22 protein-coding genes and 1 tRNA gene are annotated in these 25,992 nt (G+C 60.6%); 10 read left to right on the top strand and 13 right to left on the bottom strand.

Going from position 1 to position 25,992, the window contains the following annotated elements:
• Nucleotides 1-20: 20 nt before the first annotated feature.
• The 4 genes from ACZ1HN_RS06735 to ACZ1HN_RS06720 form a co-directional block, all read right to left on the bottom strand.
• On the bottom strand, nucleotides 21-740 hold the full coding sequence (locus ACZ1HN_RS06735) for a lysozyme family protein (RefSeq protein ID WP_472726936.1): 720 nt from the start codon (nucleotides 738-740) through the stop codon (nucleotides 21-23).
• A gap of 128 nt (nucleotides 741-868) precedes the next feature.
• Complete coding sequence (locus tag ACZ1HN_RS06730; protein ID WP_472726935.1) at nucleotides 869-1,108, bottom strand: YdcH family protein; 240 nt, start codon at nucleotides 1,106-1,108, stop codon at nucleotides 869-871.
• 16 nt (nucleotides 1,109-1,124) lie between these two features.
• The gene (ppk2, locus tag ACZ1HN_RS06725) at nucleotides 1,125-1,982 is read right to left on the bottom strand and encodes a polyphosphate kinase 2 (protein ID WP_472729289.1); all 858 of its coding nucleotides are present in this window, start codon (nucleotides 1,980-1,982) and stop codon (nucleotides 1,125-1,127) included.
• A gap of 90 nt (nucleotides 1,983-2,072) precedes the next feature.
• On the bottom strand, nucleotides 2,073-2,735 hold the full coding sequence (locus tag ACZ1HN_RS06720) for a DUF2461 domain-containing protein (RefSeq protein ID WP_472726934.1): 663 nt from the start codon (nucleotides 2,733-2,735) through the stop codon (nucleotides 2,073-2,075).
• Nucleotides 2,736-3,004: 269 nt separating this feature from the next.
• On the opposite strand from ACZ1HN_RS06720, the gene ACZ1HN_RS06715 reads away from it, so the two are divergent.
• Genes ACZ1HN_RS06715 through ACZ1HN_RS06705 form a run of 3 tightly spaced genes read left to right on the top strand, consistent with a single transcriptional unit; the run spans nucleotide 3,005 to nucleotide 5,766 of the window.
• Nucleotides 3,005-3,931, top strand: a complete 927-nt coding sequence (locus tag ACZ1HN_RS06715; RefSeq protein WP_472726933.1) for an aldo/keto reductase — start codon at nucleotides 3,005-3,007, stop codon at nucleotides 3,929-3,931.
• Nucleotides 3,928-4,983 (top strand): NAD(P)/FAD-dependent oxidoreductase, encoded by a 1,056-nt coding sequence (locus ACZ1HN_RS06710; RefSeq protein WP_472726932.1) that lies wholly within the window; start codon nucleotides 3,928-3,930, stop codon nucleotides 4,981-4,983. Before ACZ1HN_RS06715 ends, ACZ1HN_RS06710 begins: the two co-directional genes overlap by 4 nt.
• Before the next feature lie 18 nt (nucleotides 4,984-5,001).
• Nucleotides 5,002-5,766, top strand: coding sequence for a GH25 family lysozyme (locus ACZ1HN_RS06705; protein WP_472726931.1), 765 nt, complete (start codon nucleotides 5,002-5,004; stop codon nucleotides 5,764-5,766).
• Here the strand turns inward: ACZ1HN_RS06705 and ACZ1HN_RS06700 are convergent.
• From ACZ1HN_RS06700 to ACZ1HN_RS06670, 7 genes are all read right to left on the bottom strand, one after another.
• Nucleotides 5,719-8,805, bottom strand: coding sequence for an efflux RND transporter permease subunit (locus ACZ1HN_RS06700; RefSeq protein WP_472726930.1), 3,087 nt, complete (start codon nucleotides 8,803-8,805; stop codon nucleotides 5,719-5,721). The genes ACZ1HN_RS06705 and ACZ1HN_RS06700 overlap by 48 nt on opposite strands.
• 3 nt (nucleotides 8,806-8,808) lie before the next feature.
• Nucleotides 8,809-10,053 carry an efflux RND transporter periplasmic adaptor subunit gene (locus ACZ1HN_RS06695; RefSeq protein WP_299602358.1) on the bottom strand — a complete coding sequence of 415 codons (1,245 nt, stop codon included), beginning with the start codon at nucleotides 10,051-10,053 and terminating at the stop codon, nucleotides 8,809-8,811.
• Nucleotides 10,054-10,151: 98 nt separating this feature from the next.
• On the bottom strand, nucleotides 10,152-12,653 hold the full coding sequence (locus tag ACZ1HN_RS06690) for a GcvT family protein (RefSeq protein WP_472726929.1): 2,502 nt from the start codon (nucleotides 12,651-12,653) through the stop codon (nucleotides 10,152-10,154).
• Nucleotides 12,654-12,843: 190 nt separating this feature from the next.
• Nucleotides 12,844-13,479 (bottom strand): spondin domain-containing protein, encoded by a 636-nt coding sequence (locus ACZ1HN_RS06685; protein ID WP_472726928.1) that lies wholly within the window; start codon nucleotides 13,477-13,479, stop codon nucleotides 12,844-12,846.
• Nucleotides 13,463-14,872, bottom strand: coding sequence for an FAD-binding oxidoreductase (locus ACZ1HN_RS06680; RefSeq protein ID WP_472726927.1), 1,410 nt, complete (start codon nucleotides 14,870-14,872; stop codon nucleotides 13,463-13,465). The genes ACZ1HN_RS06685 and ACZ1HN_RS06680 overlap by 17 nt, the downstream gene beginning before the upstream one ends.
• A gap of 26 nt (nucleotides 14,873-14,898) precedes the next feature.
• The gene (ggt, locus tag ACZ1HN_RS06675; RefSeq protein WP_472726926.1) at nucleotides 14,899-16,680 is read right to left on the bottom strand and encodes a gamma-glutamyltransferase; all 1,782 of its coding nucleotides are present in this window, start codon (nucleotides 16,678-16,680) and stop codon (nucleotides 14,899-14,901) included.
• 73 nt (nucleotides 16,681-16,753) lie between these two features.
• Nucleotides 16,754-17,740 (bottom strand): 2-hydroxyacid dehydrogenase, encoded by a 987-nt coding sequence (locus tag ACZ1HN_RS06670; RefSeq protein ID WP_299205327.1) that lies wholly within the window; start codon nucleotides 17,738-17,740, stop codon nucleotides 16,754-16,756.
• 146 nt (nucleotides 17,741-17,886) lie between these two features.
• Between ACZ1HN_RS06670 and ACZ1HN_RS06665 the strand changes: the two genes are divergently transcribed.
• On the top strand, nucleotides 17,887-18,357 hold the full coding sequence (locus tag ACZ1HN_RS06665) for an SH3 domain-containing protein (protein ID WP_299205917.1): 471 nt from the start codon (nucleotides 17,887-17,889) through the stop codon (nucleotides 18,355-18,357).
• Here ACZ1HN_RS06665 and ACZ1HN_RS06660 read toward each other — a convergent pair.
• Entirely contained in the window at nucleotides 18,354-18,743 is a 390-nt protein-coding gene (locus tag ACZ1HN_RS06660) for a Rid family hydrolase (RefSeq protein ID WP_472726925.1), read from the bottom strand. The two genes, ACZ1HN_RS06665 and ACZ1HN_RS06660, sit on opposite strands and share 4 nt — an antisense overlap.
• Nucleotides 18,744-18,823: 80 nt before the next feature.
• Between ACZ1HN_RS06660 and ACZ1HN_RS06655 the strand changes: the two genes are divergently transcribed.
• The 6 genes from ACZ1HN_RS06655 (at nucleotide 18,824) to ACZ1HN_RS06630 (ending at nucleotide 24,336) form a co-directional block, all read left to right on the top strand.
• Entirely contained in the window at nucleotides 18,824-19,816 is a 993-nt protein-coding gene (locus ACZ1HN_RS06655; RefSeq protein WP_472726924.1) for an NADPH:quinone reductase, read from the top strand.
• On the top strand, nucleotides 19,813-21,120 hold the full coding sequence (locus tag ACZ1HN_RS06650; RefSeq protein ID WP_472726923.1) for a mechanosensitive ion channel domain-containing protein: 1,308 nt from the start codon (nucleotides 19,813-19,815) through the stop codon (nucleotides 21,118-21,120). Before ACZ1HN_RS06655 ends, ACZ1HN_RS06650 begins: the two co-directional genes overlap by 4 nt.
• A gap of 86 nt (nucleotides 21,121-21,206) precedes the next feature.
• Nucleotides 21,207-21,282 (top strand) — tRNA-Gln (locus tag ACZ1HN_RS06645).
• Nucleotides 21,283-21,374: 92 nt separating this feature from the next.
• Nucleotides 21,375-22,418: a pyridoxal-phosphate dependent enzyme gene (locus ACZ1HN_RS06640; RefSeq protein ID WP_472726922.1), complete on the top strand. Its 1,044-nt coding sequence runs from the start codon at nucleotides 21,375-21,377 to the stop codon at nucleotides 22,416-22,418.
• Complete coding sequence (locus ACZ1HN_RS06635) at nucleotides 22,415-23,578, top strand: M24 family metallopeptidase (RefSeq protein ID WP_472726921.1); 1,164 nt, start codon at nucleotides 22,415-22,417, stop codon at nucleotides 23,576-23,578. The genes ACZ1HN_RS06640 and ACZ1HN_RS06635 overlap by 4 nt, the downstream gene beginning before the upstream one ends.
• Nucleotides 23,575-24,336: a maleate cis-trans isomerase family protein gene (locus ACZ1HN_RS06630; RefSeq protein ID WP_472726920.1), complete on the top strand. Its 762-nt coding sequence runs from the start codon at nucleotides 23,575-23,577 to the stop codon at nucleotides 24,334-24,336. Before ACZ1HN_RS06635 ends, ACZ1HN_RS06630 begins: the two co-directional genes overlap by 4 nt.
• Here the strand turns inward: ACZ1HN_RS06630 and ACZ1HN_RS06625 are convergent.
• On the bottom strand, nucleotides 24,299-25,861 hold the full coding sequence (locus ACZ1HN_RS06625; protein WP_472726919.1) for a peroxidase family protein: 1,563 nt from the start codon (nucleotides 25,859-25,861) through the stop codon (nucleotides 24,299-24,301). The two genes, ACZ1HN_RS06630 and ACZ1HN_RS06625, sit on opposite strands and share 38 nt — an antisense overlap.
• Between the last annotated feature and the right edge of the window lie 131 nt (nucleotides 25,862-25,992).

Raw genomic sequence — 25,992 nt, 5'->3', positions numbered from 1 at the left:
CCAAATGCGCCGGGGACATTTTATTGCGTGAAAATCCGGACCATCTGCGCGTCGAAATGCGCCCATGACATTGTCGCTTTGTTGCCCGCATATCCATGATAATGGGACTTGCCGGTGTCATTGGGCAGACCCGCCCAGATCTTGGCCAGATTGTTCATGAAGGTCTGGCGCTTCATCTCGCCCGCGAGGAAGGGTGCAAGGCCAGCGTCAGCCAGCAGAATGTCTGCAAGACGATCCTGCACTTGCGGTGTGAACTGCGTCTTGGGGTCGATCCCCGCCTGCCGCACGAGCCGCCGCAAGGTGGGTGGAATGAACTGGTAGCGGCCAATGGCGTGGGGCTGGTCCGGTGTGGCGTCGATCCAGTCATAGATTTGCTGAATCGTCAGCCGGGTTGGGGCCGCTGCGGGTTTGACCTTTGCCCCGTACTGTACCGCGTCATACCCCTTTTTGCCTGCCTCTGCCTGTGCGATCAGGTTGCGCAACCGCGCCACCCGCCCTTCGACGGGATAGTTCCGCAAGTTGTCGAGTTCCTTGGGATCGGGCGGCGCAAAAAGGCCAGTGATGGAACGCCCTGCAAACAGGCTCGGCCCGGAATGACGGATCATCGGCTCTGAACTGATCAGCGGTGCCGCCTTAGTCATCAGGCTGGCCCGACTGACCATCGGCAACGCCTCCGCCCAGGCAAATGCCCCTTGCCCCACCAATCCAACACACGCCAAAAGGCCCCAAATCCGCCGCATCGCAATCCCGTTCTGAAATCATCGCGTGCGGGGTTTGTGCGGCGACATCCCTAAACACGGGGTTGCCACCGCAATGCGTTTTGAGCCGAGTTTAGTTCAAATGCGATTTATCGTGTGAACGACCCCGTTCAGGCGGCCGTCAGCGTGGCATAGAGCTGGTCCTTCAGCGCCATGCGCTGCTTGCGCATGTCTTGCATATGCGCGTCTGATACGGGTTCAACATCCGTCTCGGCGCGGTGCACGGCGCGATTGACGTCGTGGTATTCATCGAGCAAGCGGGCGAAATGCGCATCGGTCTGCCGCAGGTCCGAAATGCGATCTGCGTGTTCGGGAAAATCCTGCATAAGCTTGTGGGGCGTGTTCGACATCTGATCCTCCGGGTCGTCAGCTTTTGCGGGAATGCGGGTGCACCGAGGCGGCCAGGATATGCTCGGACCCGTTCACAGCAGCATCTGCCTGCTGCACGATCAGCGGGTCGGGTACGGTGGCCACTGTCAGGTCCTTGTCGGGATAGTCCAATGTCGACAGAAAGTGCTTCATGCAATTGATGCGTGCGCGTTTCTTGTCGTTGGATTTGACGACCGTCCAAGGTGCATCGGCCGTATCGGTGTAGAAAAACATCGCCTCTTTCGCTTCGGTGTACGCATCCCATTTATCAAGGCTGGCCCGGTCGATCGGCGACAGTTTCCACTGTTTCAGCGGGTCTGTCTCGCGCGCCTTGAAGCGGCGACGCTGTTCGTCCTGCGTGACGGAAAACCAGTATTTGAACAGTTGAATGCCCGAACGCGACAGCATCCGTTCGAACTCGGGCGTCTGACGCATGAACTCAAGATATTCATTAGCGGCACAGAAGGACATGACCCGTTCGACACCCGCCCGGTTGTACCAGGATCGGTCATACAGCACGATCTCACCGCTGGTTGGCAGGTGTTTGATGTAGCGTTGAAAAAACCACTGCCCCCGCTCTTGGTCTGTGGGTTTGTTGAGGGCCACCACACGCGCAGCACGGGGGTTCAGATGCTCCATGAACCGTTTGATGGTGCCGCCTTTGCCTGCCGCATCGCGCCCTTCGAACAGCAGCACAAACTTCTGGCCCGTCTCCTGCACCCACAACTGAACCTTCAGCAACTCGACCTGCAAGGCAGCCTTTTCCGCCTCGTATTCGGCACGCGTCATCTTGTCGGCGTGGGGGCATTGGGTCTGGTCAAAGGCCTGAGCGTTAGAGGGCTTGCGATCAATGATCTCAACAGATTGTGCCAAAAGTCTTCTCCTAGTGCTATTCGGTGAAGACGTAGAAACCCGCACGTACGCGTTGTCATTGATGTGCGTCATTTACAGGTGCGAATCGAAGACCTTCCAGACAGGCATCAAGGTGTTGATCCGCGATACGGTTGCCTTGATCAGGCCAGTGTCGCGCCAATTGGCGGGCATCGGCCCCGACATGGCAAGCGCCTTGCGCTTCAGCAGATCCCCATGCGGATGGTCCTGGTTATAGGGTTTCGGTACGCGCTTCAGCGGCTCTGGTCCCCAGTCACTGATCTCAGCACCGGTATCGGCGGCCGCATCCAGCGCCTCCTGCAAGCTGTCCCCCCAACTGTCGACGAAGGCGCGGTAGCGGGTCAGATGCTCGCCCTGCAGGCCCATCACCCCCATACCAAGGATGAAATAGTCCTTCGACAGCCCCCAGAACCATGAGGGGGCCAGCGGGTCCTTATCCGCAGGGGACCACATGATGTGCAGATGCGTGTTGAGCGGTGTCTTGTCCTTGGAAAAGCGCACATCGCGGTAGATGCGGAAGACCTTTGGGCTGTGCGGCTTGCCGGTGATGCGGGCGATATCCTGGGCCATCAGGTCCGAAAAGAACCCGGCAGGGCCAGCGATGGCCTCCTTGTAGCGGGCCTTGTGCGGCTCGAACCAGTCCTTGGTGTTGTTCTTCTCCAGCTTGGCAAAGAAGCTGAGCGCCTCATCCACCATCTGTTCAAACCCGTCGGCCATATCCGCCCCCTGCATATCGTTCCCTTCCGAACCTATCGCACAGCGGGGGCCAGTCCACCGCAAGCTGCTGCCAGGTTGCGGCAGTGGCGTGCATTTGCGCCGTCTTCACGCACCCGACCACAGTTTGGCGAGATACACCCATGGCGCTTCGGGGATGTACGCCCGGTGCACTCTGTCCATACAGACCAGCACGGCGCATCTGCATTCTTCGCACCAAAACACGCGTTAGCCGTTGCGCCCACTGTGTTCTGCATGGCACGATTTGGCGCATGATTACCTCTCTCAACGGCACCCCGCTTTCACCGCTGACCTTCGGCACCATGCAGTTCGGCGGCAAGGCCGACGCCAGCGAAAGCCGGGCGATGTTCGACGCCGCCCGCGCCGCGGGCATCACCCATTTCGATACCGCCTTTGTTTATACGGGCGGCGCATCCGAAACGCTGTTGGGTGAGATGGTCAAGGCCGACCGCGATGACTTGATCATCGCGACCAAGGCGGCATACGAGGGTGGGTCCGGGCGCGACAACATCCTGACCGGCTTTGCCACCTCGCAACAGCGATTGCAGATGGATATGGTCGATACCCTTTACCTGCACCGCTTTGACGATGACACGCCACTGCAGGAAACCTTTGACGCGCTGGCCACGCTGAAGGCGCAGGGCAAGATCCGCCATATCGGTGTCTCCAACTTTGCCGCATGGCAGGTGATGAAGGCGCAGGCGGTTGCCGCACAGTTCGAAGTGCGGATCGACATCATCCAACCCATGCACAGCCTCGTCAAACGCCAGTCCGAGGTCGAGATTTTCCCGATGGCTGTCGATCAGGGCATTGAAATCGCACCCTATTCGCCCCTTGGTGGCGGGCTGTTGACCGGCAAATACGCGGATGGCGGCACCGGGCGGCTGACCGAGGATGACCGTTATGCCGCGCGCTACAACGTGGATTGGATGCGCGAGGCGGCAGCCAAGCTGTCTGCGCTGGCAGCCGACCTTGGCACCAGCCCTGCAACGCTTGCCGTGGCGTGGGCCATGGCGCATCCGGCGCTGCCCCGGCCCATCATCTCTGCCCGATCGGCAGAGCAGCTGGCACCGTCGCTCGCTGCGCTCGACTTTGACATGACTGCCGACCTTTATGACCAGATCACCGGCTTCAGCGTCACGCCGCCCCCGGCCACGGACCGGATCGAGGAAGCGTGACAGACATCATCGTCATCGGCGGTGGTATCGCCGGGGTGTCTGCGGCGGCGCGTCTATCGGATGGGGCGCAGGTCACGTTGATCGAGGGCGAAAGCGCACTTGGTTACCACGCCTCGGGCCGGTCTGCCGCGCTGTTCGAAGAGAACTATGGGTCGCCTTCGGTGGTGGCACTGAACAAGGCCAGCGCCGCCTATCAGCAACCGTACCTCAGCCCCCGTGGCTTCCTGTTACTTGGGCGCGCAGGCGAAGATGATCAATTCGATGAAGATGCGCAGACCCTGAAGTGCCCCGAGATTTCGGTGGACGAGGCGCGGACATACATCCCGATCCTGAACGACGCGATCACCCGCGCCGCTTATCATGCCGATGCGTTTGATATCGATACGGACCGGATGGTTCAGGATTTCGCAAAGACCGTACGCGCGAATGGCGGGCGGGTTCTGACGGGTCAGGCGGTGACCGAGATCAAGCACGACAGAACCTGGACCGTGCATTGCGGTGACGGGGTGTTCACCGCTGATGTACTCGTGAACGCTGCGGGTGCCTGGGCCGACCAGATTGCCGCGATGGCGGGGGTCGCGCCCATTGGCATCATGCCCCTCCGTCGTTCCATGGCACGCCTGCCCGCGCCGGGCGGCCACGACGTGAGCGATTGGCCCATCTTCTTTGGTGTGGGCGAGACGTGGTATGCCAAGCCGGATGCGGGGAAACTTTTGGTCTCTCCGGCGGATGAGGACCTTGTCGCACCGCAAGACGCATGGGCCGACGACATGGTGCTGGCCGAAGGGCTGGACCGCTACAGCCAGCACGTGACCGAACCCGTCACCCGGGTTGAGACGTCATGGGCGGGTCTGCGCAGCTTTGCCCCCGACCGCACGCTGGTGCTGGGACCCGACCGCCAAGTCCCTGATTTCATTTGGTGCGCGGGCCAGGGCGGCTATGGGTTTCAGACAGCGCCCGCGGCCAGCAAGCTTGTGGCTGAGCTGGTGTTGGGCCGTCCTCCGCACATCGACGCGGCCACCATCAAATCCTTGTCGCCAGCGCGGTTCTAAGCGGCTAGGCTCAGCCTCATGTTCACACGATTTTTGATTGCCGCCCTCGTCATTTTATCCGCCTGCGCCCCCGGCCCCACCCCCTTTACCGGCCCGATGATCATCGGGGACACCGACCCGGTGCGCTTTGCCGGTCGCCAGCCCAGCACCTTTCCGGTGCGGGGTATGGATGCGGCCCGTTTCCAGACCAGCGTAGATTGGGTGCGGGCCAAGGCCGTGGGGATCGAGTTTGCCTTCCTGAAGGCGACCGAAGGCGGGGACCTGGCCGATCCGATGTTCAAGGATCACTGGCGTGGCGCGGGTCAAGCCGGGATCAGGCGTGGGGCCTACCACTTCTACTATTTCTGCACGGCACCCGAGGTGCAGGCGCAGTTCTTTATCCGTACAGCCCCACGGACGCACGGCAGCTTGCCCCCTGTGCTGGACATGGAGTGGAACCCGTTTTCACCCACCTGCCAACGCCGCCCGGATGCGGCCACGGTGCGCAACGAAATGCAGCGTTGGCTGAACATTGTCGAAGCACATTATGGTCAGAAACCCGTCATCTACACGACGCCGGGCTTCTACGAGGATGCGGAGCTGAACCGTTTGCGGGGCTACGAATTCTGGCTGCGCACCACGGCCAAGACCCCGGCACAGGCCTATCCCGGCCAGTCGTGGCGGTTCTGGCAATACACGGCAACCGGGACGCTGCCAAACACGCCCGGTTCCGTTGATATCAATGCCTTCAACGGCTCAGCCGCCGACTGGCAAAGCTGGCTTGAGCGGCGCACGGTCCGCTAGGGCGACCTCGTCGCCGCTCACCCGGAAGAAGATGGCATAGAGCGCGGGCACAACGATCAACGTGAGAACCGCTGCAAAGCTGAGCCCGCAGATGATCACGATTGCCAGCGAGGCAAAGAACGGGTCCCACACCAGTGGCACAACGCCCAGCACGGTCGTCAGCACCCCCAACAACACGGGTCGCACCCTGCTGACCGCAGAATCCACGATGGCATCCATGCGTGGTTTGTCATCGGCAATCTGGCTATCAATTTCATCAATCAGCACGATGGCCGCCTTGATCAGCAGGCCGGTCAAGGACAGGACACCAAGGATCGCCATGAACTCGAGCGGGGTTTGCGTGGCCGCCAGCCCCCAGATCACCCCGATCAGGGCCAGCGGCACCGTCAACCAGATGATCAATGGCTGCCGAACCGCGTTGAACAGGAAGATCACAACAAGGATCATCGCGCCAAACCCCAAGGGCATGGTCGCGGCCAGTCCGGCATTCGCCTCTTGAGAGTTGCCGTATTCACCCTTCCACTCGAGCGCGTAGCCGGGCGGCATAGCGATATCCTCGATCTGGTCCCGGACATCGTTGAACAGGTCGCCTGACAGGACACCCACCGCGTTGTCGGATTGCGCCGTGATGGCCAACTTACGGTCGATGCGACGCAGGTTACCTGCCTCGAACACAACGTCAAATCGGTCCACGACCTGATTGATCGGAATGTATCCACCGGCCACCTGACTGAAGACCTGCACATCGCGCAGCTCTGTCAGGTCGTCACGTTCTACGGCTGTCGGGCGCATGACAATGTTCAACAGCTCATCCCGCTCGCGATACACGCCCAGGGTTGATCCGGTCAGATGGGTGGCAAGGGCACCCGAGATATCGCTTTGGGTCAGGCCCAGACGGCGCGCGTTTTCGGTGTCGATGACAGGCCGGAGGACCTGCACCTGTTCACGCCAGTCGTCCTTGACCGCAATGGCCCCTGCATCGGACATGATCGCCTTCGCCTTGGCGGCCAGTTCGCGCAAGACCACGGGATCGGGACCGAAGAACCGCGCCTCGACCTTGGACCCGCCACCTGGGCCCAGCACGAATTTCCACACTTTGGTATTGGCCACGGGATAGTTTTCTTCGATCCACGCCTGCAATTCAGTACGCAGGTCCTCGATCTGGTCAAAGCTTTCCACGTCGACCAAAATCTGCCCATAGGCCGAGTTCTGGGTCTCGGCCTCGTAGATCAACATGAAACGTGTGTGGCCCTGACCGATGGCCGTGTTTGTTCCGGTGACGCCGGGCAGCGTGCGCACGTGCTCACTGATTTCCAGTATGTCCGCCTCGGTTGCAGTGATGTCGGCGCCTTGCGGCAGGAAGTAGTCAATCGCGAATTGCGCGCGGGTGGAGGTCGGAAAGAAGCCGGGCGGCACCATGCTGAACATCGCAATCGCAGATGCGAACAGTACCACGACCAAGCCGATGGTCAGATACCGGACCGCAATCGCACGTTTGAGAATGCTGCGGTACATCCCCAGAAACACATTTTCCCGCTCTTCCACGGCCGTGCCGGGTTTGAGCAGAAGGGTGCAGAAATACGGTGTCAGCCAAATGGCGACCAGCCAGGAAAACAGCAGTGAGATCGCGATGGTCCAGAACAGGCTGCCCGCGTATTCGCCGGTATTGTCCGGCGAAAAACCGATGGGTGAAAAGGCGAGGATACCAACAAGCGTCCCCCCCAGCAGCGGCCATTTCGTCTGGTTCACAACCGCGATGGAGGCAGACGCCGCGCTCTCGCCCCTTTGGACCCGAACCAGCGTGCCTTCGACCACGACGATGGCGTTGTCGACCAACATCCCCAGCGCGATAATCAGCGCACCAAGCGAAATGCGCTGCATGTCCAGATCATAGAGGTACATTCCGAACAGGGTTCCGGCCACAGTCACCATCAGGATGCCGCCCATCAGGATGCCCGACCGCAGCCCCATGAAGATCAGAAGCGTGCCCACAACAATGGCGAGCGCCAACACGACGTTCATGACGAAATCGTCGACCGACTCTTTGACCGTGACGGACTGATCCGAAATCGCCAGCACATCGATACCAATGGGGCGCTGATCAATCAGGGCGTCCATCCGTTCCTTGACCGCCACACCCATGTTCACGACGTTGCCGCCCAACGTGTTTGATATCCCGATCCCGATGGCTTGTTTCCCATCGCGGTACAGCAACATGGTGGCCGGGTCCTCGACCCCGCGGCTGATCGTTGCAATATCGGACAGGCGGAAGGACGCGCCAGTCTGCGGATTGGTGATCATCAGGTTGCCGATGGCCTCGGTCGAGGACACCGCACTTTCCGGGCGGACCATCAGGCGGGTTTGCCCCGCCTTGATTGACCCGGCGGGACGGACGAGGTTCTGGCCTTCAAGGATTTCCGCAATCTGATCCGGTGCCAAACCAAGCTCGATCAAGCGGGCCGACGAGTATTCGACATAGATGACCTCGTCTTGAACACCGTTCAGAACCACCTTGGACACGCCATCGACCGTCACCAGTTCGCGTTGCAGGTCCTTGGCGTATTCATGCAACTCGTTGATGGAGAACCCATCCCCTACAACAGCGAAATACAGGGCATAAACGTCGCCAAAGTCATCAAAGATCAGGCTTTCAAGCGCGTTGGGGGGCAGGTCCCCCTGCGCATCGTCGACCTTGGCGCGCATCTGTGCGAACCGTTCATAGAGCACAGGGTAGTCCGGCACCGAAGGAATGGTGAATTCAACATTCACGATGCTGAGACCTGGCGAGGACACCGACCGCACTTCATCCACGCCTTGTAATTGCTGCAAGGCGTTTTCGACAACCTCGGTCACTTCCTCTGCCACCTCTTCGGCGCTGGCACCGGGATAGGGCGTGATGATCTGGGCCTGACGGATGATGAATTCAGGGTCTTCGAACCGCGGGAGCACGGTGTAGGCAAAGTACCCCGAGATCAGAATAAGGAGCGTCGAGATCGCCGAGATCAGACGCTTTTCGATGGCAAACCGGGCCAGATCCATAGCTTAATCTCCAACCCGAGTGATCGGGCGTATGGTCATCCCGTCAACGATCTGACTGACCCCGGCAGCAATCACGCGGTCCCCCGCGCTGACCCCATCGGTCACGGCAACCTCAGCGCCGCTGGCCTCGCCCAACGTGACGGATTGCTTGGACACGGCGTTGTCATCATCCAGCAGCCATACAAACGGCGAACCATCGGGGTCTGCGCCCACTGATGTCAGCGGAATACGCAATTCCGGCGCCGACCCCGGGGCCGTTGCCAAGGCGCGGCCAACCATGCCCGGCAGAATGATGGACCCGTTTGGTTGCGCGACACTGACCCGCCCCCGATAGGTTTGGGTGGCGGCGTCGGCCTGCACAGAAAATTCTACCACCTCTGCATCAAAGGTTTGCCCCGGCAACGCGTCAAACTGAACCTGGGATTGGATCTGGTCCTGTCCGTTTGCGGACAGCGCGACCACATCCGGCCCCGGCACATCAAAGGCAAGGTGCACGGTGTCGATGTTTTGCAGCAGCGCAATGCTTTGGCCCGCCTGCACATTCGTGAAGTTGTCGATGTCACGGCGCGAGATGATGCCCGCAAAAGGCGCCGTCAGCGTTGCGTCATCAAGATTGTCGTTTGCCACCTGCAATTGCGCTTCAAGCCCACGCAAGGCCGCCTCAGCCGCTTCGATGTCTTCCGCTCGACCACCGGATTGCCCGATGATCAACTGTTCTTGCTGCGCCCGCAGGTTGGCTTCGGCAACACGCAAGGACGCCTCATCCTGTTCAAGACGGGCAGCAGCAACAACGCCGCGTTCCGCCAACTCGCGTGTCCGTTCGGCCTGATCACGGGCCTGATCAACTTGGGCCTGAGCCGATTCAACTGCGGCTTCCAGCGCGACAATCTCTTCCGCACGCGCGCCTGTTCGCAAGGCACGGAGTTGGGCTGCCGATTGATCACGTGAGCTTTCAAGCTGGGCAATCTGGCGTTCGAAGTCGCGCGGGTCGATCTGCGCAATCAACGCACCCAGCGCCACATCCTGTGCACCACGAATGGGGAGTTCAATGACCCGCCCACTGACGCGAAACGACAGCTCAACCTCTTCGGAGGGCAACACAATCGCAGGATACGTACGCTGGATCGTTGCTTCTGTTTCCTGAACGGTGGCGATCTTGGCAGGGCGCAAAACGTCCTGAGCGCTGAGTGACACCGCTGATGCAAGCGCTGCGCCGATGCCAAATACAAAAATCTTTATTAGATTCATCGTGGTGCAACGCCTTTTTCCAATATTGAAGCGGACAATTAAGCGACGCGCCAGCCGAGTCAACCAACAGGCGAGTGATCCCCCTTCAATCGGCGGGTTCACCCATCCTTGCGGATCACTTCGTTCTTTGGATCGTAGGGGCTGTCGCTGACAATTTCTGCCTGCCAAAGCTTGTCGAACATCCTGACCTGCAGCTTTGTGCCCGGTACAGCCAGATCGGGCTGGACATATCCCATGCCAATCGATTTGCCGAAAGCGACCGAATACCCGCCAGAGGTCAAACGTCCGACACGTGTGTCCCCGTGATAGAGGGCTTCACGTCCCCAAGGGTCTGCATCATCAGGCCCGTCGATCAATACGGTGACGCAAGTCGAACGGACGCCAATCTTTTCCATCGCCGCCTTGCCATGGAAATCCTTGGACAGGTCAACGAAGCGGGGCAGATCAGCTTCCACCGGGGTCGCATCGCGCCCCAGTTCAGTCCCGAACGCGCGATAGGATTTTTCCTGCCGCAACCAGTTCTGCGCACGCGCGCCCACGAGCTTCATTCCGTGCTTTTCACCAGCCTTCACAAGCTGATCCCACAGGTAGTTCTGCATTTCGATTGGATGGTGCAATTCCCAGCCCAACTCGCCGGTATAGGCCACGCGGATGGCCCGCACAGGACACATACCCAGTTCGATGTCGCGGTAAGACAGCCAAGGGAAGCGCTTGTTCGACAGGACAGTCGACGGGTCCGCGTCCTTGACCAGTTCGTTCAGAACATCACGCGATTTTGGCCCGGCAATGGCGAAAACACCCCACTTGGTCGTCACGTCCTCTTCGTTGATGCGTCCGAACTCGGCCTCTTTCTCCATGATCGCCTTGTAGAGGTAATCCTGATCATAGGCGTGCCATGCGCCTGCCGACACGAGGTAATAGTCATCCTCGGCCAGCCGCACGATGGTGTATTCCGTGCGTGTCGTGCCAGCTGCCGTTAGGGCATAGGTCAGGTTGATGCGCCCGACCTTGGGCAGCTTGTTGGTGGTGAACCAATCCAGGAAGGCCGTGGCGCCCGGGCCAGAAATCCGGTGTTTGGTAAAGGCCGTCGCGTCGACCAGACCAACACCCTCACGGATCGCCTGGGCCTCGTCATGGGCGTATTGCCACCAACCGCCCCGGCGGAAGGACCGGGCATCGTGATCAAAACTGTCCGGCGCACCCAGAGGGCCGTAATAGTTGGGGCGCTCGAACCCGTTCACGCAGCCGAACTGTGCCCCTGCCGCCTTTTGCCGGTCATAGGCCGGGCCCGTCCGCAACGGACGGCACGCTTCACGCTCTTCGTCGGGGTGGTGCAGGATATAGACGTGCTCGTAGCATTCCTCGTTCTTGCGCGCAGCATATTCGGTCGTCATCCAGTCGCCGTAACGCTTGGGATCAAGCGAGGCCATGTCGATCTCGGCCTCCCCCTCGACCATCATCTGGGCAAGGTAGTAGCCGGTGCCGCCAGCGGCGGTGATACCAAATGAGAACCCTTCGGCCAGCCACATATTGTCCAACCCGGGCGCTGGACCGACCAGCGGGTTGCCATCCGGCGTGTAGCAGATCGGGCCATTAAAATCGTCCTTGAGACCGCTTTCTTCGCAAGACGGCACGCGATGGATCATCGCCATGTACTGGTCTTCGATCCGCTCCAGATCCAGCTGGAACAGGTCCGCCCGGAAGCTGTCCGGCACCCCATGTTCGAATCGCGCAGGCGCATTCTTTTCATACACCCCAAGGATCCAACCGCCGCGCTCCTCGCGGACGTAGGACTGCGCGTCGGCATCGCGAATGACCGGGTGCTCGGCATTGCCCTCGGCCCGGTACTTCACAAGCTCGGGGTCCTGCTCCATCACGATGAACTGGTGTTCAACAGGGATGGCGGGCATCTTGATGCCCAGCATTTGGGCGGTGCGCTGCGCGTGGTTGCCGCTGGCCGTCACCACATGCTCAGCCGTTATCACGACCTGCTCGTCAGAGGGGACAAGGTTGCCGCCCTTCTCCACCATCTTGGTGGCCGTGACCTCCCAAGCCTCACCGTTCCAGTGAAAGGCATCGGCCTGCCACTTCCGCTCGATCATCACGCCGCGCTGGCGCGCACCCTTGGCCATCGCCATCGTGACATCGGCGGGGTTAATATAGCCGTCCGTCTGGTGATACAGCGCGCCCTTCAAATCCTCAGTCCGGATCAGGGGCCACTTCGCCTTGATCTCATCAGGCGTCATGAACTCGTAAGGCACCCCGCAGGTCTCGGCCGTTGAGGCATAGAGCATGTATTCATCCATGCGCTCTTGAGTTTGCGCCATGCGGAGGTTGCCCACAACGGCGAAGCCCGCGTTCAGCCCCGTCTCTTCCTCAAGTGTCTTGTAGAACTTGATCGAGTAGTCGTGGATGTGGGTCGTGGCATAGGACATGTTGAAATAGGGCAGCAAGCCAGCAGCATGCCATGTCGAGCCAGAGGTCAACTCGTCCCGTTCAAGCAGCATCACGTCGTCCCAGCCCGCACGCGCCAGATGGTAGGCAATCGAGGTTCCGACAGCGCCGCCACCGACAACCAATGCTTTGACCTGCGTTTTCATGTCCCGATTCCCTCGCAATCCGTCCCCGTTGTTCTAGGAAAACAACACGCGCCCCGCGCCAACAAGCCGACCGAACGCTGCAGAAAAACGACGCCCACGACACGTCCCTTCTTCCCTGTTTCAAAAAATCCCGGGGGTTTGGGGGCTGGCCCCCAATAAACAGACAGCGTCGCCGCAGGCGTCCGCAGGATCAAGGCAAACGGGTAAAGGAGGCCTGCCCGATGGGGGCAAGGCCATCTGCGGTCAGAAAATCGGGATGGGTCAGCAGGCGGACAGACTGGCGCGGCTGCGTTTCGACATTTGGGCTGGTGTAATTCGGTCCACTGTCTGCACCTGCGTCCCACGGCCACAGCACAACGGTCACCTGATCCCGCCATATGTCTTCGGCGCGCAATTGCACGCCGCTGGCGCCAGAAAACCAATCCGGACTGGGCGCAAGCATCGTCGCAAAGGACACACGGCTCAACGTCTCATCCACCATCAACTCAAAGGAAAACGCCCCTGGGCTGGCGACCCCCGGCAACACCACATGCTCGCCGACGCGGCCACGCCTGCGCCCTTCGGCCAGTTCCGCTTCAAGCACGCTGACCCGCCCGTTTGTGGCGACAAGGGCCAAACCGCTCGAGGCTGTTTCTCCGTCTCGGAAAAGGCTGTACCGCGATGAATGCGCAAAGGCGATCAACCTGCTCCAATGCGCGTCCAGGTCATCCGCTGCCGTCCAATTGAACGTCACATCGACACGGTAGCGTGCCGTGTCTTGCGCCAGCGCGACACCTGCCATCACCACGCACAGGAACGTCGCGATTGCTTTAGCGACGCGGGCCAAAGATCTTGCCCGGGTTCATGATGTTTTGTGGATCCAGCGCCGTCTTGATCGCGGCCATGTATTCGACCGTGGGTCCCAGTTCCTTGACCAGATAGGGCATCTTACCCTGACCGATGCCATGCTCACCGGTGCAGGTGCCGTCCATCCGGATCGCCTCGTCCGCAAGGAAGGCCGTGAACTCCTCGGCGCGGCGCACCTCCTTGGCGTTTTCCATATCGATCAGCACGAGGCTATGAAAATTACCATCACCCACATGCCCGACGATTGGGGCCAGAAGCCCAAGCTCCTCCGCCTTGGCCTGCGCGCCTGTCACGGCCTCGGCCAGCCGCGAGATGGGCACGCAAACATCGGTCGAGATCCCTTGTGCGCCGGGGCGCAATTGAAGCGTGGCCCAGTACAAGTCGTGTCGCGCTTTCCACAGCTTGTTGCGTTCTTCTGCCGTGGCAGTCGTTGCAAAGTCCGTGCCTCCCGCATCCCCGGCGATGGAACCAAACATCTCTGCCTGTTCGATCACACCACTGTCCGAGCCGTGGAATTCCAGCAGAAGCAATGGTGTTTCTGGCAGGGTTAGACCTGCATAGTCATTCGCCGCCTTCACGTTCAACGCGTCCATCAGCTCGATCCGCGCAACGGGAATGCCATACTGGATCGTCGTCATCACGGCCTGGCAGGCGGCATCGATGGAGGGAAAGGACATGCGCGCCGCAGAGATAGCCTCCGGGATACCCTGCAGTTTCAGCGTGATCTCGGTGATCAGACCCAGCGTGCCCTCGGACCCGATCAGCAAGCGTGTCATGTCATAGCCTGCTGATGTTTTCTTGGCCCGCTGCGCCGTGCGGATGACCCGCCCATCGGCCATCACAGCCTCAAGCGCCAGCACATTGTCCTTCATCGTGCCATAGCGCACCGCGTTGGTGCCCGAAGCGCGGGTCGAGGCCATCCCACCCAGCGATGCATTCGCACCGGGATCAATGGGAAAGAAGAGCCCCCTGTCCCGCAGATAGGTGTTCAACTGCTCTCGCGTCACACCCGGTTGCACGACGCAATCAAGGTCCTCGGCATTCACGGCGAGTATCTGGTCCATCTGGGTCAGATCCACGGATACGCCACCCGCCGGCGCATTCACGTGCCCTTCGAGCGACGTGCCAGTGCCAAAGGGGATGACCGGCACCTGATGTGTCGCGCAGACCTTGATGATGTCCGACACTTCCTTTGTCGAGGTGGGGAACACCACCGCATCTGGCGCCTGCGCTCGGATCCACGTCGTCGTGTGTGCGTGCTGATCCCGCATCGCCTGACCCGTATGGAATTGGTCCCCGAACTTCTGCTTGAGGATGCCAAGTGCCGTGGCAATCCCCTCTTCGTTGCGTGGCAGATCAATGGCCTGCGGCATGTGTATTCTCCCCTTGTCGCCGGGCGTCAGTCGCCCAGCGCAATGCCTTCACGGCGCGGATCGGCCCCGCCTTGCAGCGTCTCCCCGATCTCAATCGCATGCAGACCGGAATTCAACCCACGCACATTCACTTCAAAGCCAAGCGCTTCCAGTGCCGGGGCGAGGTCTGCCGCCGATGTGCCTTCTTCGAAATCGTAGGTCCCAAACCGGTTCACAGCGTGGGGCAGGCCGACGGCCTGCTGCACGTCCATCCCCCAGTCCATCCACGCGATGATCGACTTGGCTGTGTAGCCAATGATGCGGCTGCCACCGGGCGAACCGATGGCCAGAACCGGCGCGCCATCCTTCATCACGATGGTCGGCGACATGGACGAGCGGGGACGTTTTCCCGGTGCAAGCGCATTCGCAATCGGCACGCCGTCCACATGGGTGCTGAAGCTGAAGTCGGTCAGCTCGTTGTTCAGAAGGAACCCATGCACCATCAGCCGTGAGCCAAATGCGTTTTCAATGGTCGTCGTCATCGAAGCCACATTGCCGTACGCATCAACAATCGAGATGTGTGACGTCGAAGGCAGTTCTAGGCTTTGGTCATCAGCCCAAAGACTGCTGTGATCAAAGGCCGGATTGCCCGGGGCAACATCGGCCAGGGCAGTCTCTCCGTTCAGTTGCCCGGAGCGGTCGGCAAGGTAGGCAGGATCGACCAGACCGGCGGTGGGCATTGGAACGAAATCGCTATCGGCCATGTACCGCCCCCGATCCGCAAACGCGAGACGCGAGGCGTCACCGATCAACCGCCAGCTTTCCGGATTTTCTGCCCCGAGTCCGGCAAGATCGTAGCTGTCCAGCATCCCTAGGATCTGACCCACGGTCAGCGCCCCAGACGACGGTGGACCCATCCCACAGACATCATGCGCCCGGTAGGTAACACAGACCGGCGCGCGTTCCTTGACCTGGTAGACCGCCAGATCAAGCTCGGACAGAACGCCGGGATTGCCCGCGACAAACTGCACCGTCGCCATGATGTCCTGTGCGATTTTGCCGGTGTAAAAGCCGTCCGCACCTTCGGCCGCCAAGACCCGCAAGGTTTCGGCATATTCCGGGTTCTGCAGCACTGTGCCCGCGCTCAGCGGCGTGCCATCAGGCAGGAAATAGTCAGCAGTCACCGGGAAGCGACCCAGGCGTTCTGCATCCTGTTCGATCAAACCCGCAAGACGTGGTGATACTTCGAACCCGTCATCGGCCAGCCCAATCGCTGAGTCGAAAAGGCTGGGCCAAGGTTGGCTGCCCCAACGTTGATGCACCTCTTCCAAGAGCGCGGGTGTTCCCGGCGTGCCAACGGACCGCCCTCCAACGACCGCATCGAAGAAGCCCATGGGCTCCCCATCCTCTGTCTGGAATAGCTGCGGCGTTGCTGCCAACGGCGCCGTTTCGCGCCCATCAAGTGTCGTCAATTCCTGTGTTTCAGCATTATACCAGACCAGGAACGCGCCTCCTCCCAGGCCCGACGATTGTGGCTCAACCAATCCCAGAACGACCTGCACGGCCACGAGGGCGTCCGCTGCGGTACCGCCATTCGCAAGCACTTCGGTGCCAGCCTGCACGGCCAGCGGGTTGGCAGCGGCAACCATATAGCTTTGCGCCGTGACGGGCTGGCCTGCATCCTTGGATGCTTGTGCCGCGGCAATGGCTTCTGTGGTCGCAACCGCTGCGCCTTCAGTCCCGCCTTCGGGCTGGACGGCGTCCGCGGTTTGCTGGGCCAACGCGGCCCCTGCGATCAGGGTAAAGGCAACGGTCAGGGAAAAGCGCATGGGATCCTCCTTTGGCGCGGCAGGCTCGTCAATTCGGCGGTCAAAAAACCGGGCAGCTGTGCCGCCCGGGGCATCAAAGCATGGACGGCACGACCTGATCAGGTGGGCGGTGACCATCGTCAAAGGTCTTGATATTGATAATGACCTTTTCGCCCATTTCGATCCGGCTTTCGCGGGTGGCCGAACCCATATGGGGCAACAATACAACGTTGTTCAGTTCGCGCAGGCGCGGGTTCACCTCGGTCCCGTTTTCATAGACATCGAGGCCCGCCCCCGCGATCTCGCCCGCCCGCAACATGCGTGTCAGGGCGTTTTCATCAATCACCTCGCCACGCGACGTGTTCACGATCACGGCATCCGGCTTCATCAGTTTCAAACGGCGTGCATTCATCAGGTGAAAGGTAGAGGGCGTGTGCGGACAGTTGACGCTGATAACGTCCATGCGCGCCACCATCTGGTCCAGGCTTTCCCACCACGTGGCTTGCAACTCTTCTTCGATCTCGGGCCGCAGGCGGCGGCGGTTGTGGTAGTGCACCTGCATCCCGAAAGCCGCCGCTCGGCGGGCAACCGCCTGTCCGATACGCCCCATGCCAAGGATACCGAGCCTGCGTCCGGCGACCCGACCGCCAAGGAATGCGGTGGGCGCCCATCCGTCCCATGTGCCTGATTGCATCGCAGCCAGCCCTTCGGGCAGGCGGCGGGTCACGGCAAGGATCAGACCCATGGTCATGTCGGCGGTGTCATCGGTCAGTACACCGGGCGTGTTTGACACCAGGATACCGCGCTGCCGGGCCGTCGAGACATCAATATTATCAACACCTGCGCCATAGTTCGCGATCAGTTTCAAACGTTCGCCAGCCTGCCCGATCATGGCCCCATCCACGGTGTCGGTGATCGTGGGAACCAGAACATCAGCCGCCTTCATTGCCTCGACCAACTCGGTGCGGGTCATGGGCGCATCGCTGTCGCGCAAGGTGACGTCGAACAGTTCGCTCAACCGGGTTTCCACCTCGGCGGGCAACCGTCGCGTAACGACAACACTCAGACGTTCCTTTGGCATTGCGCCCTCCCCGGTGCTTGGCCTTGCGTCCTATCTTTGGCATGGTGGCGGATGTGAGCACGAGGCACAAGAACCTCGGCCACATCAAAAGGCGAGTGACGAGCGGAAAGTTCCCGATGATTGCGGTTTGGCGGTTTGTGCTATCGATGCTTTTGGTGCTGGGCCTGACCCTGCCCGCTGTTGCACGAGACACAGGTCCCGTGACCAACCTGCCCTTGCCGCGCTTTGTGTCGATGAAAGCGGCAGAGGGTAACGTGCGCCGCGGCCCATCCCTGACCCACAGAATCGACTGGGTGTTCAAGCGCCGCGACATGCCGCTGCGCATCACGGCCGAACATGGCCACTGGCGCCGGGTCGAAGACCGGGACGGACTGGGCGGCTGGGTGCACTATTCGCTGCTTTCCGGCACACGCACGGTCATTGTCGAACAGGACATGCTGACCCTGCGCACCAAACCTGACGCCAATGCGCCCGTCACCGCCGCATTGGAAGCGGGCGTTGTCGCCCGATTGGGCAAATGCGGACCCGAGTGGTGTCGCCTGAGTTCTGGCGGCTATCGCGGTTGGGCACCCAAAGCACGGCTTTGGGGTGTTGCGATAGACGAACTGCGCGACTAACCCAGCTCCGCCACAACACGGACTTCCACGACCGCCCCTTCGCGGCGCAACCCTGCCACTTCAACCGCTGTCCAAGCAGGGTAAGGTTGTGAAAGATGCGCGCGGCGCACGGCATCAAACGCATCGAAATGGGCGCGGAGCCCCACGTGGTAACTGGTCATCTCGACAATGGCGTTCAGGGTAAGGTCGGCTTGGGCCAGCACCTCGCCGATCTTGGTGAAACAGGCGTGGAATTGTGCCTCCTCCGACAATGGCATCGTTCCGTCCGCCGCTGCCCCGGTGACACCTGTCATGAATACATGATTGTGCGATACGACCCCCGGCGACATGCCCGCCGCGTCACAGGCGGCCTCGAGCCCCGGTGGTATCAATACCCGTCGCGTCATCAGCAACTCTCCTTGCTCTTGCCCTTATCTTGTTTAGCATTCAAAGCATTGCACAACACGTATCCAAGAAGAACGTTCCAATGAAAGCCATTCAATACACCCGTTTCGGCCCGGCCTCGGATGTTCTGACCTTGGCAGAGATGCCAACGCCGGACCCCGCAGCGGGCGAGGTGCTGGTCGAGTTGACCTTTTCCGGCGTGAACCCGTCAGATGTCAAAGCACGCTCTGGCACACGGCCCGGTGTGATAAAGCCTCCGTTTGACCAGATCATCCCACATAGCGATGGCGCGGGACGGATCGTGGCCGTTGGCGATGATGTGCCAGAGACACGGATCGGGCAACGTTTCTGGATCTGGAACGGCCAGTGGCAGCGCCCCTTCGGCACGGCCGCAACACATATCTGTCTGCCCGCAGACCAAGCGGTACTGCTGCCAGACCCGATTACCATGGACACAGGGGCCGTGTTGGGCATTCCCGGCCTGACCGCAGCACATGCTGTTTTCGGAGGTGGCGCTGTTGCAGGCCAAACGCTTCTTATCCAAGGCGGTGCAGGCACTGTCGGCCTGCTGGCCGTGCAACTGGCGAAATGGGGTGGTGCCAAGGTGATCGCAACAGCCCGGGGGGACGGATTGACCACCGCGGAGGACGCAGGTGCAGACGTTGTTCTGAACTACTCCGACCCTGACCTTGCACAGCACATTCTGGCGGCCAATGACGGCGCGCCTATATCGCGCATCATCGAAGTGGAATTTGGCCGCAATGTGGGGACCGATGCGGAGGTGATTGCCCCCAATGGCACCATCGCGGCCTATGGCTCGGCGCAGGACATGGCGCCCACGCTGCCCTTTGGTCCGTTGCTGTTCAAGGCTGCGACGGTCGACATCCTGTTGATCTATCTTCTGCCGCCAGATCAACGCGCCGTGGCGATCGAGCATCTGCATGATGCGCTGCTTACAGGCGCGCTGACCTGCCCGATTGCCCAAACCTTTGCGCTGGCAGACACAGCAGCAGCACATGGCGCGGTCGAAGCAGGTGGACGGGCCGGAGCCATTCTGGTCGAGGTGCAGGCGTGATCCGTGCCCTATTGATCATCCTGTGCCTGTGCGCCGCGCCGCTTTCGGCACAGAACGCAAGCCAACCCCAAGGCACGATTGCCATCACGGACAGTGCCGCGCAGGACGCGGCAATTGCGGTGCGTATCCGCGATATTCTGAACGAGCTTGATGGGTTCGACGGGGTGACCGTGTCCGTCACGTCAGGCATCGTGACGCTGCGGGGCACGACCGTGGACACTGCAACCGCCGACCGGCTGAATGAGCTTGTTGGTCGTGTCGAAGGCGTCGTTGCCATCGAGAACGAAGTGACCGAAACGACGGATGTAGTCGCCCGGTTGAACCCAGCGGTCGAGCGCTTTCAGGCCCGCATGACACAGGCCGTTGCGATGCTGCCGCTGATTGCGGTTGCCCTTTTGGCCTTTGTTCTGGTTCTGACCCTTGGGATGTTGCTGGCTCGCGCGCGTTATCCTTGGGACCGGATCGCGCCAAATGCCTTTATCGCCAACATCTATCGCCAGGTGGTACGCATCCTGTTCTTTATCGCAGGTGTGGTCATCGCGCTGGATATCCTTGGGGCGACGGCCCTGCTGGGCACGATACTGGGTGCAGCGGGGATCGTGGGCCTCGCCATCGGTTTTGCCGTGCGTGACACGGTCGAAAACTTTATCGCATCGATCATGTTGTCGATCCGCCAACCCTTTCGTCCCAATGATGTCGTCGAAATCGAAGGCGACACGGGCAAGGTCATTCGCCTGACCAGTCGGGCGACTATTCTGCTGAGCTTTGACGGCAACCACATCCGCATCCCCAATGCGACCGTCTTCAAAAGCCGCATCGTGAACTACTCCACCAACACCGAACGCCGCTTTAGCTTTGAGATTGGCGTGAGTTCCGACGCCGATCTGGCCGAGGTGCGGCGCATGGCAGAAGAAACCGTGGCGGAGCTGCCCTTTATCCTTTCCGAACCGGCACCGATGTCGTGGATCGAACGGATCGGGGATGGCGCGATTTTCATGACAGTCACGGGCTGGATCGATCAAGAGGCGACATCGCTGGTCCGAGCCAAGGGGAGGCCCTGCGTCTGGTCAAGGCACGAATCGAAGGGGCCGGAATCGAAGTGCCCGACACCACCTATCGCATTCAGTTGCTGGGCGGTGCGGCACTCGACGCAGAATTGGACCAGCCCGGACCAAGCGAACAGGCACCCGCTTTGCCGACAGCCCCGGAGGTCGAAGCCGCCGATGTTACCGACATGTCAGAGCCGGGACTGGACAAGCTGGTGGATGCCGAACGCAATGACCCCGACGCCCCCGATTTGCTGACAGATGCGGCCCCCAAGGAATAGTCGGATTTTTGATGTAAAGGGGCTTGCGCACATCGCTTTGCCGCTCTAATTAGCGCGGCACGTTGGGATGTAGATCAATTGGTAGATCAACTGTTTTTGGTACAGTAGGTTGTAGGTTCGAGTCCTACCATCCCAGCCACTTTCCACAATATCACTGCACTCGCCGCATCAGCACCGCGCGATGTCGCGATTCTATCTAGCGTGGGCTGTAGCACCTGATAGCGTTTGGGCATGAAACATCTTGCCCGTACAGACACCCGCGCCGACGCAGCCATTGCCACGCTAACCGACGTTCCAGATCCCAGCGTGAGCGCAGACAATCCGGCGCGCCTGCTGCGCCGGTGCCCGGCGGCGGCGCCAACACCATTGGTGTCCTCGCCTGTCTTGGCGGACAGTGCGAATGTAGCCGAGGTGCAGATCAAGGACGAACGGGCGCGCATGGGTTTGGGCAGCTTCAAGGCGCTTGGTGCGGCTTATGTCATTGCCTGCGACGCCGAGACCGGCGCAGCGTCTGGACGAACTTATGTGACGGCCAGCGCTGGCAATCACGGCTTGTCAGTCGCGGCGGGTGCGCAAGCCTTCGGTGCAAAGGCGGTTATCTATCTGGCAGACACCGTGCCGGAGGTGTTTGCCGACCGGCTGCGTAGCTTTGGTGCGGATGTACGGCGTCATGGCTCGGTCTACGAAGACAGCATGGCCGAAGCGGCCCGTGCGGCGGAGGCCAATGGCTGGACGCTTCTTTCTGACAGCTCCTGGCCCGGCTACTTCGACATCCCGCACCGTTTGATGGAAGGGTATACTGTACTGATGCAGGAAACCGTGGCCGCTATGGATGCGCCCACCCATATCTTCCTGCAGGCGGGCGTTGGTGGACTGGCCGCGGCTTGTGCCGCCTATGCGCGCGACGCATGGGGACAGGCGCCCCGGATCATCGTGGTTGAACCCGAGGTGGCCCCCGCCCTTTTCGCGTCGGTTCAGGCGGGCGCACCGCAAGTGACCGAAGGGCCAAGTTCGGACATGGGGCGGCTTGATTGCAAAGAACCATCGCTGATCGCACTCAAAGGGTTGGCGCGAGACGCCAATGACTACGTGCTGATTTCCGAGGAGGAAGGCGCGCACGGCAGCACGGTCTCGGCCGAAGTTGGCTTGGCATCCACGCCCTCCGGGGCGGCGGGTCTGTCCGCCTTGCTGGCGAGCGCGCCATATCGTGACGCATTGGGTCTGACGGACGCGCCACGCGTGCTGCTGATCCTGAGCGAAGAGGCGTCGGAATGACACCGCACGCGCGCGGTTTCCACACGGCTGAATTTGCGGAGCGCACCCGCAAGGCCCAGTCGATGATGGAAGGTGCTGGCCTGTCTGCGCTGCTGCTCACAACTGAGCCGGAGATCAGGTACTACACCGGCTTTCTCACCCGTTTTTGGGAAAGCCCAACGCGCCCTTGGTTCGTTGTCGTTCCAGCGGAAGGCAACCCGATTGCTGTTATTCCATCCATCGGCGCACACCTGATGGGCCGGACATGGATCACCGATATTCGGACGTGGCAGGCACCGGACTATGACGATGACGGTATCGCATTGCTGGTCGACACATTGTCCGAGCACACTCCGCCCGGCGGCTCAATCGGCATTGCCGATGCGATGGAAAGCTATGTCCGCATGCCTTTGGGCGATCTGCGCAGCCTCGAGCAAAAGCTGGGATCGCGCAGGCTGGTGAGCGATATGCAGATCACGCGGCGTTTGCGATTGACCAAATCCGAGGCCGAGATTTCAAAGATACGAACCGCTGCAAACATCGCCGACCGAGCCTTTGATCGCGTGCCCGAGATCGCCCGAACAGGAACACCATTGTCCGAGGTGTTTCGCAGATTTCAGGCGCTGTGCCTTGAGGAAGGCGCAGACTGGGTGCCCTATCTTGCCGGAGCGTCAGATCAGGGTGGGTATGGCGATATGATCTCTCCGGCGACGGAAGCACCTTTGGAACCGGGTGACGTTCTGATGCTCGACACCGGCCTCGTACACGACGGATATTTCTGCGACTTTGATCGCAACTTCAGCATCGGTGAACCGAGTGCCGAGGTACAGGACGCTCATAAGCGGTTGATTGATGCGACCCGAGCCGGGTTCGAAGCCGCCCGCCCCGGCGCAGTGATTTCGGACATCTTCCACGCCATGAACAACGTCGCGAACCCGGGGGGGAATGCGATGGAGGCAGGGCGACTGGGTCACGGGCTGGGCATGCAACTGACCGAATGGCCGTCGATCATTGCGGCGGACCATACCCCAATAGGCCCCGGAATGGCCCTGACTCTGGAACCGTCAGTTCTCTTGGGCGATGGGCGCATCATGGTCCATGAAGAAAACATCGTGGTGCGTAAGACCGGAGCAGAGTGGTTATCCTCCCCTCAGGACCATACTATTCGGATGCTGGCATGAGTGTCCCATATTCCATGGGCGATACGCGCCCCACCCAGCTTGGGCTGATCGTCCTTCAGGCGGACGAGACAATCGAACAGGACATGCGCGTCCTGATGCCCTCGGATATTGAATACATGGTCAGCCGCGTCCCTTCCGGCACCTCAGTGACCCCCGACACCTTGCGCGAAATGGCGGGCAACCTGACCGGCGCCGCGGCACTGCTGCCGCGCGGTGCAAACATGGCCTGTGTCGCTTATGCGTGCACCTCGGGCACGGCAGAGATTGGCGCCGCGCAGATCGCCGATCTGGTGAAGGCAGGCGTGGATACACCGGACGTCACGGACCCGGTCACGGCACTGATTGCCGCATGTCGGCATCTTGACGTTACCCGCCTTGGCCTGCTGAGCCCCTATGTCGAAAGCGTATCGGCCCGGTTGCGCGCCGTTCTGTCCGAAGCTGGGATTGATGTCGTGGCCTTTGCCAGCTTCGATGAACCAGTGGAAGAGCGTGTGGTCCGCATCTCGTCGCAGTCGGTCATCGACGCCGCCCAAGACCTTGGCCAAGAAACGGAGTTGGATGCTCTTTTTCTGTCGTGCACCAACCTGCGCACGCTGGCGACCATTCCGGAAATCGAAGCTGCGCGCGACATACCTGTCCTCTCCAGCAACCTGGTTTTGGCTTGGCACATGGCGCAACTGGCGCAAACACCGCTTGCGGCTGATCTGCCCTTCCGCCTGACTACTCAGGCGTCCAAGCGGGCCGGGTCATCCCAATAAACGCATCCCCTGCTCCACCGGCGACATTGCGATCCACCACATCCCGAAGCGTTTCGGTCCGATTGATCGCCCGCCACCCGGGCCCGGAGAAAGTCGAACGTTTGAAGACATGCCGCGACAACAGCGGGTTGGTCAGCGCCTGACTGAACGCATCAAGCGCCACGAACTTGAGCACAAGGCTGGGCAGCGGGCTGTTGGGCACCCGATCTTCACAGAACAGTCCGACGTGGAAATCCACGTCGCGCGGACCGTCGTAGAACTGGCGGAGCAGGCCCGCGACCTCGGGATCAGACGAGATCGCTTCGAAATTCGCGGGCCTGCGCTGACTCATGTAGTCGCAATAATCCGAAAAGCTGGCCAATGCACAGTCGCGGTCCTGTTTGATCGAGGCCACCTCAATATGCAGGAGCGGTTCTGCCGTGTTGCACGGTCCCAACTCGGCCGCTTGGGTGTCGCTGATCCCTGAAAATGCAGCGAGCAGGCCATGATCGATCAACAGCGCATTATTCATGAAGGTGGTGTGCACAGGGTGTTTTTCGCCCCCCCATTTCAGCGCATCGGGGATCAACGCGTGCCAACGATAGAGCAGGCTGAATTCGGTGGTGATCCAGTTCGGTTTGTTCCATGGCGCGTTCCACGCAACGGACGGATCGGCGCGCAAGCTGAAAGGCAACGGAGATATGTGGTTGATGTAATCCTCAACCACGATCTTGATGAACATGACGATGACCGCGTTGCGCGCGGTCTCAAACACCCGGTCGTCATCCCAATCCGGATGATCGGCCTCAATCTCTGCCGCGAGGCGGTTGTGTTCCCGCAGGAACAACGTGTTCAACATGGCAACCTGAGGGACCGAGTTTGCACGGTCACCACCGAAGGCAAAGATCGTGGGCCGGCGCGTATCATCAAGCGTGCTTTGCCCGAGCGGTGGGTCAAGGAGATCGAACTGCGGATCGACCTTGCCGTCCTTGTAAAGGAACGGTGCGTATTCCTCTCCGTTGATCATCTGCGAAGCGAGCCGCCCCTTGCGGCCTTTTTCGTCAGACCGAAGACGCAGCGCCAGAGTCTGCGCGCGGGTGCGGCCGTAGAGGGGACAAAGGTCAATCTCGTGGTTTGACGTGTTGCGTTTCAAGCGGTGAGTGGGGTCTTCGCCCGCAGGCACCAAGTCTTCGGATTCCGTGCGGATAAAACCGTCGGTCAGATATTGCGCAAAGGCCGGAAACAAACATGTCGATTTGGGGCACATGCGTTGTTTGCCGTCCTTGCGACGAAACAGCGTGGCGAGATCTTCGGGATCGGCGGCATTGGCACGGGGACGCGGTGGCAGGTGTCGGCCACTCCAACGGCGATCGGTCAACCCACCCCACCAGACATAGTCGCGCTCCGTGCTTAGCGGATGCGGGCGCGGTCGGGCGCGATTGACAACGCGATTGATTGCCCACCGGTTGACGCGTTTGGCCAAGAACGGAATGGCTTCGACAATCGAAAAGACTGCCTTTTTGACGGAATACGGAAGAAATGACATAGCTGGCTCAATAATTGAAAGAATGAATGCCATCAGCATCCGCCAAAGTGACCCGCAATGCCAGCTTAAGTTGTGGCAAGTGGTGAATTTGGCGTCATCACGCAGATCGCGCGCACACGAAGTGTGTGAAT

Source organism: Tateyamaria sp. GN1-10 (assembly GCF_055693845.1).
The sequence above is the reverse complement of the archived record's forward strand: the minus strand, read 5'-3'. Positions and strand labels throughout refer to the sequence as shown.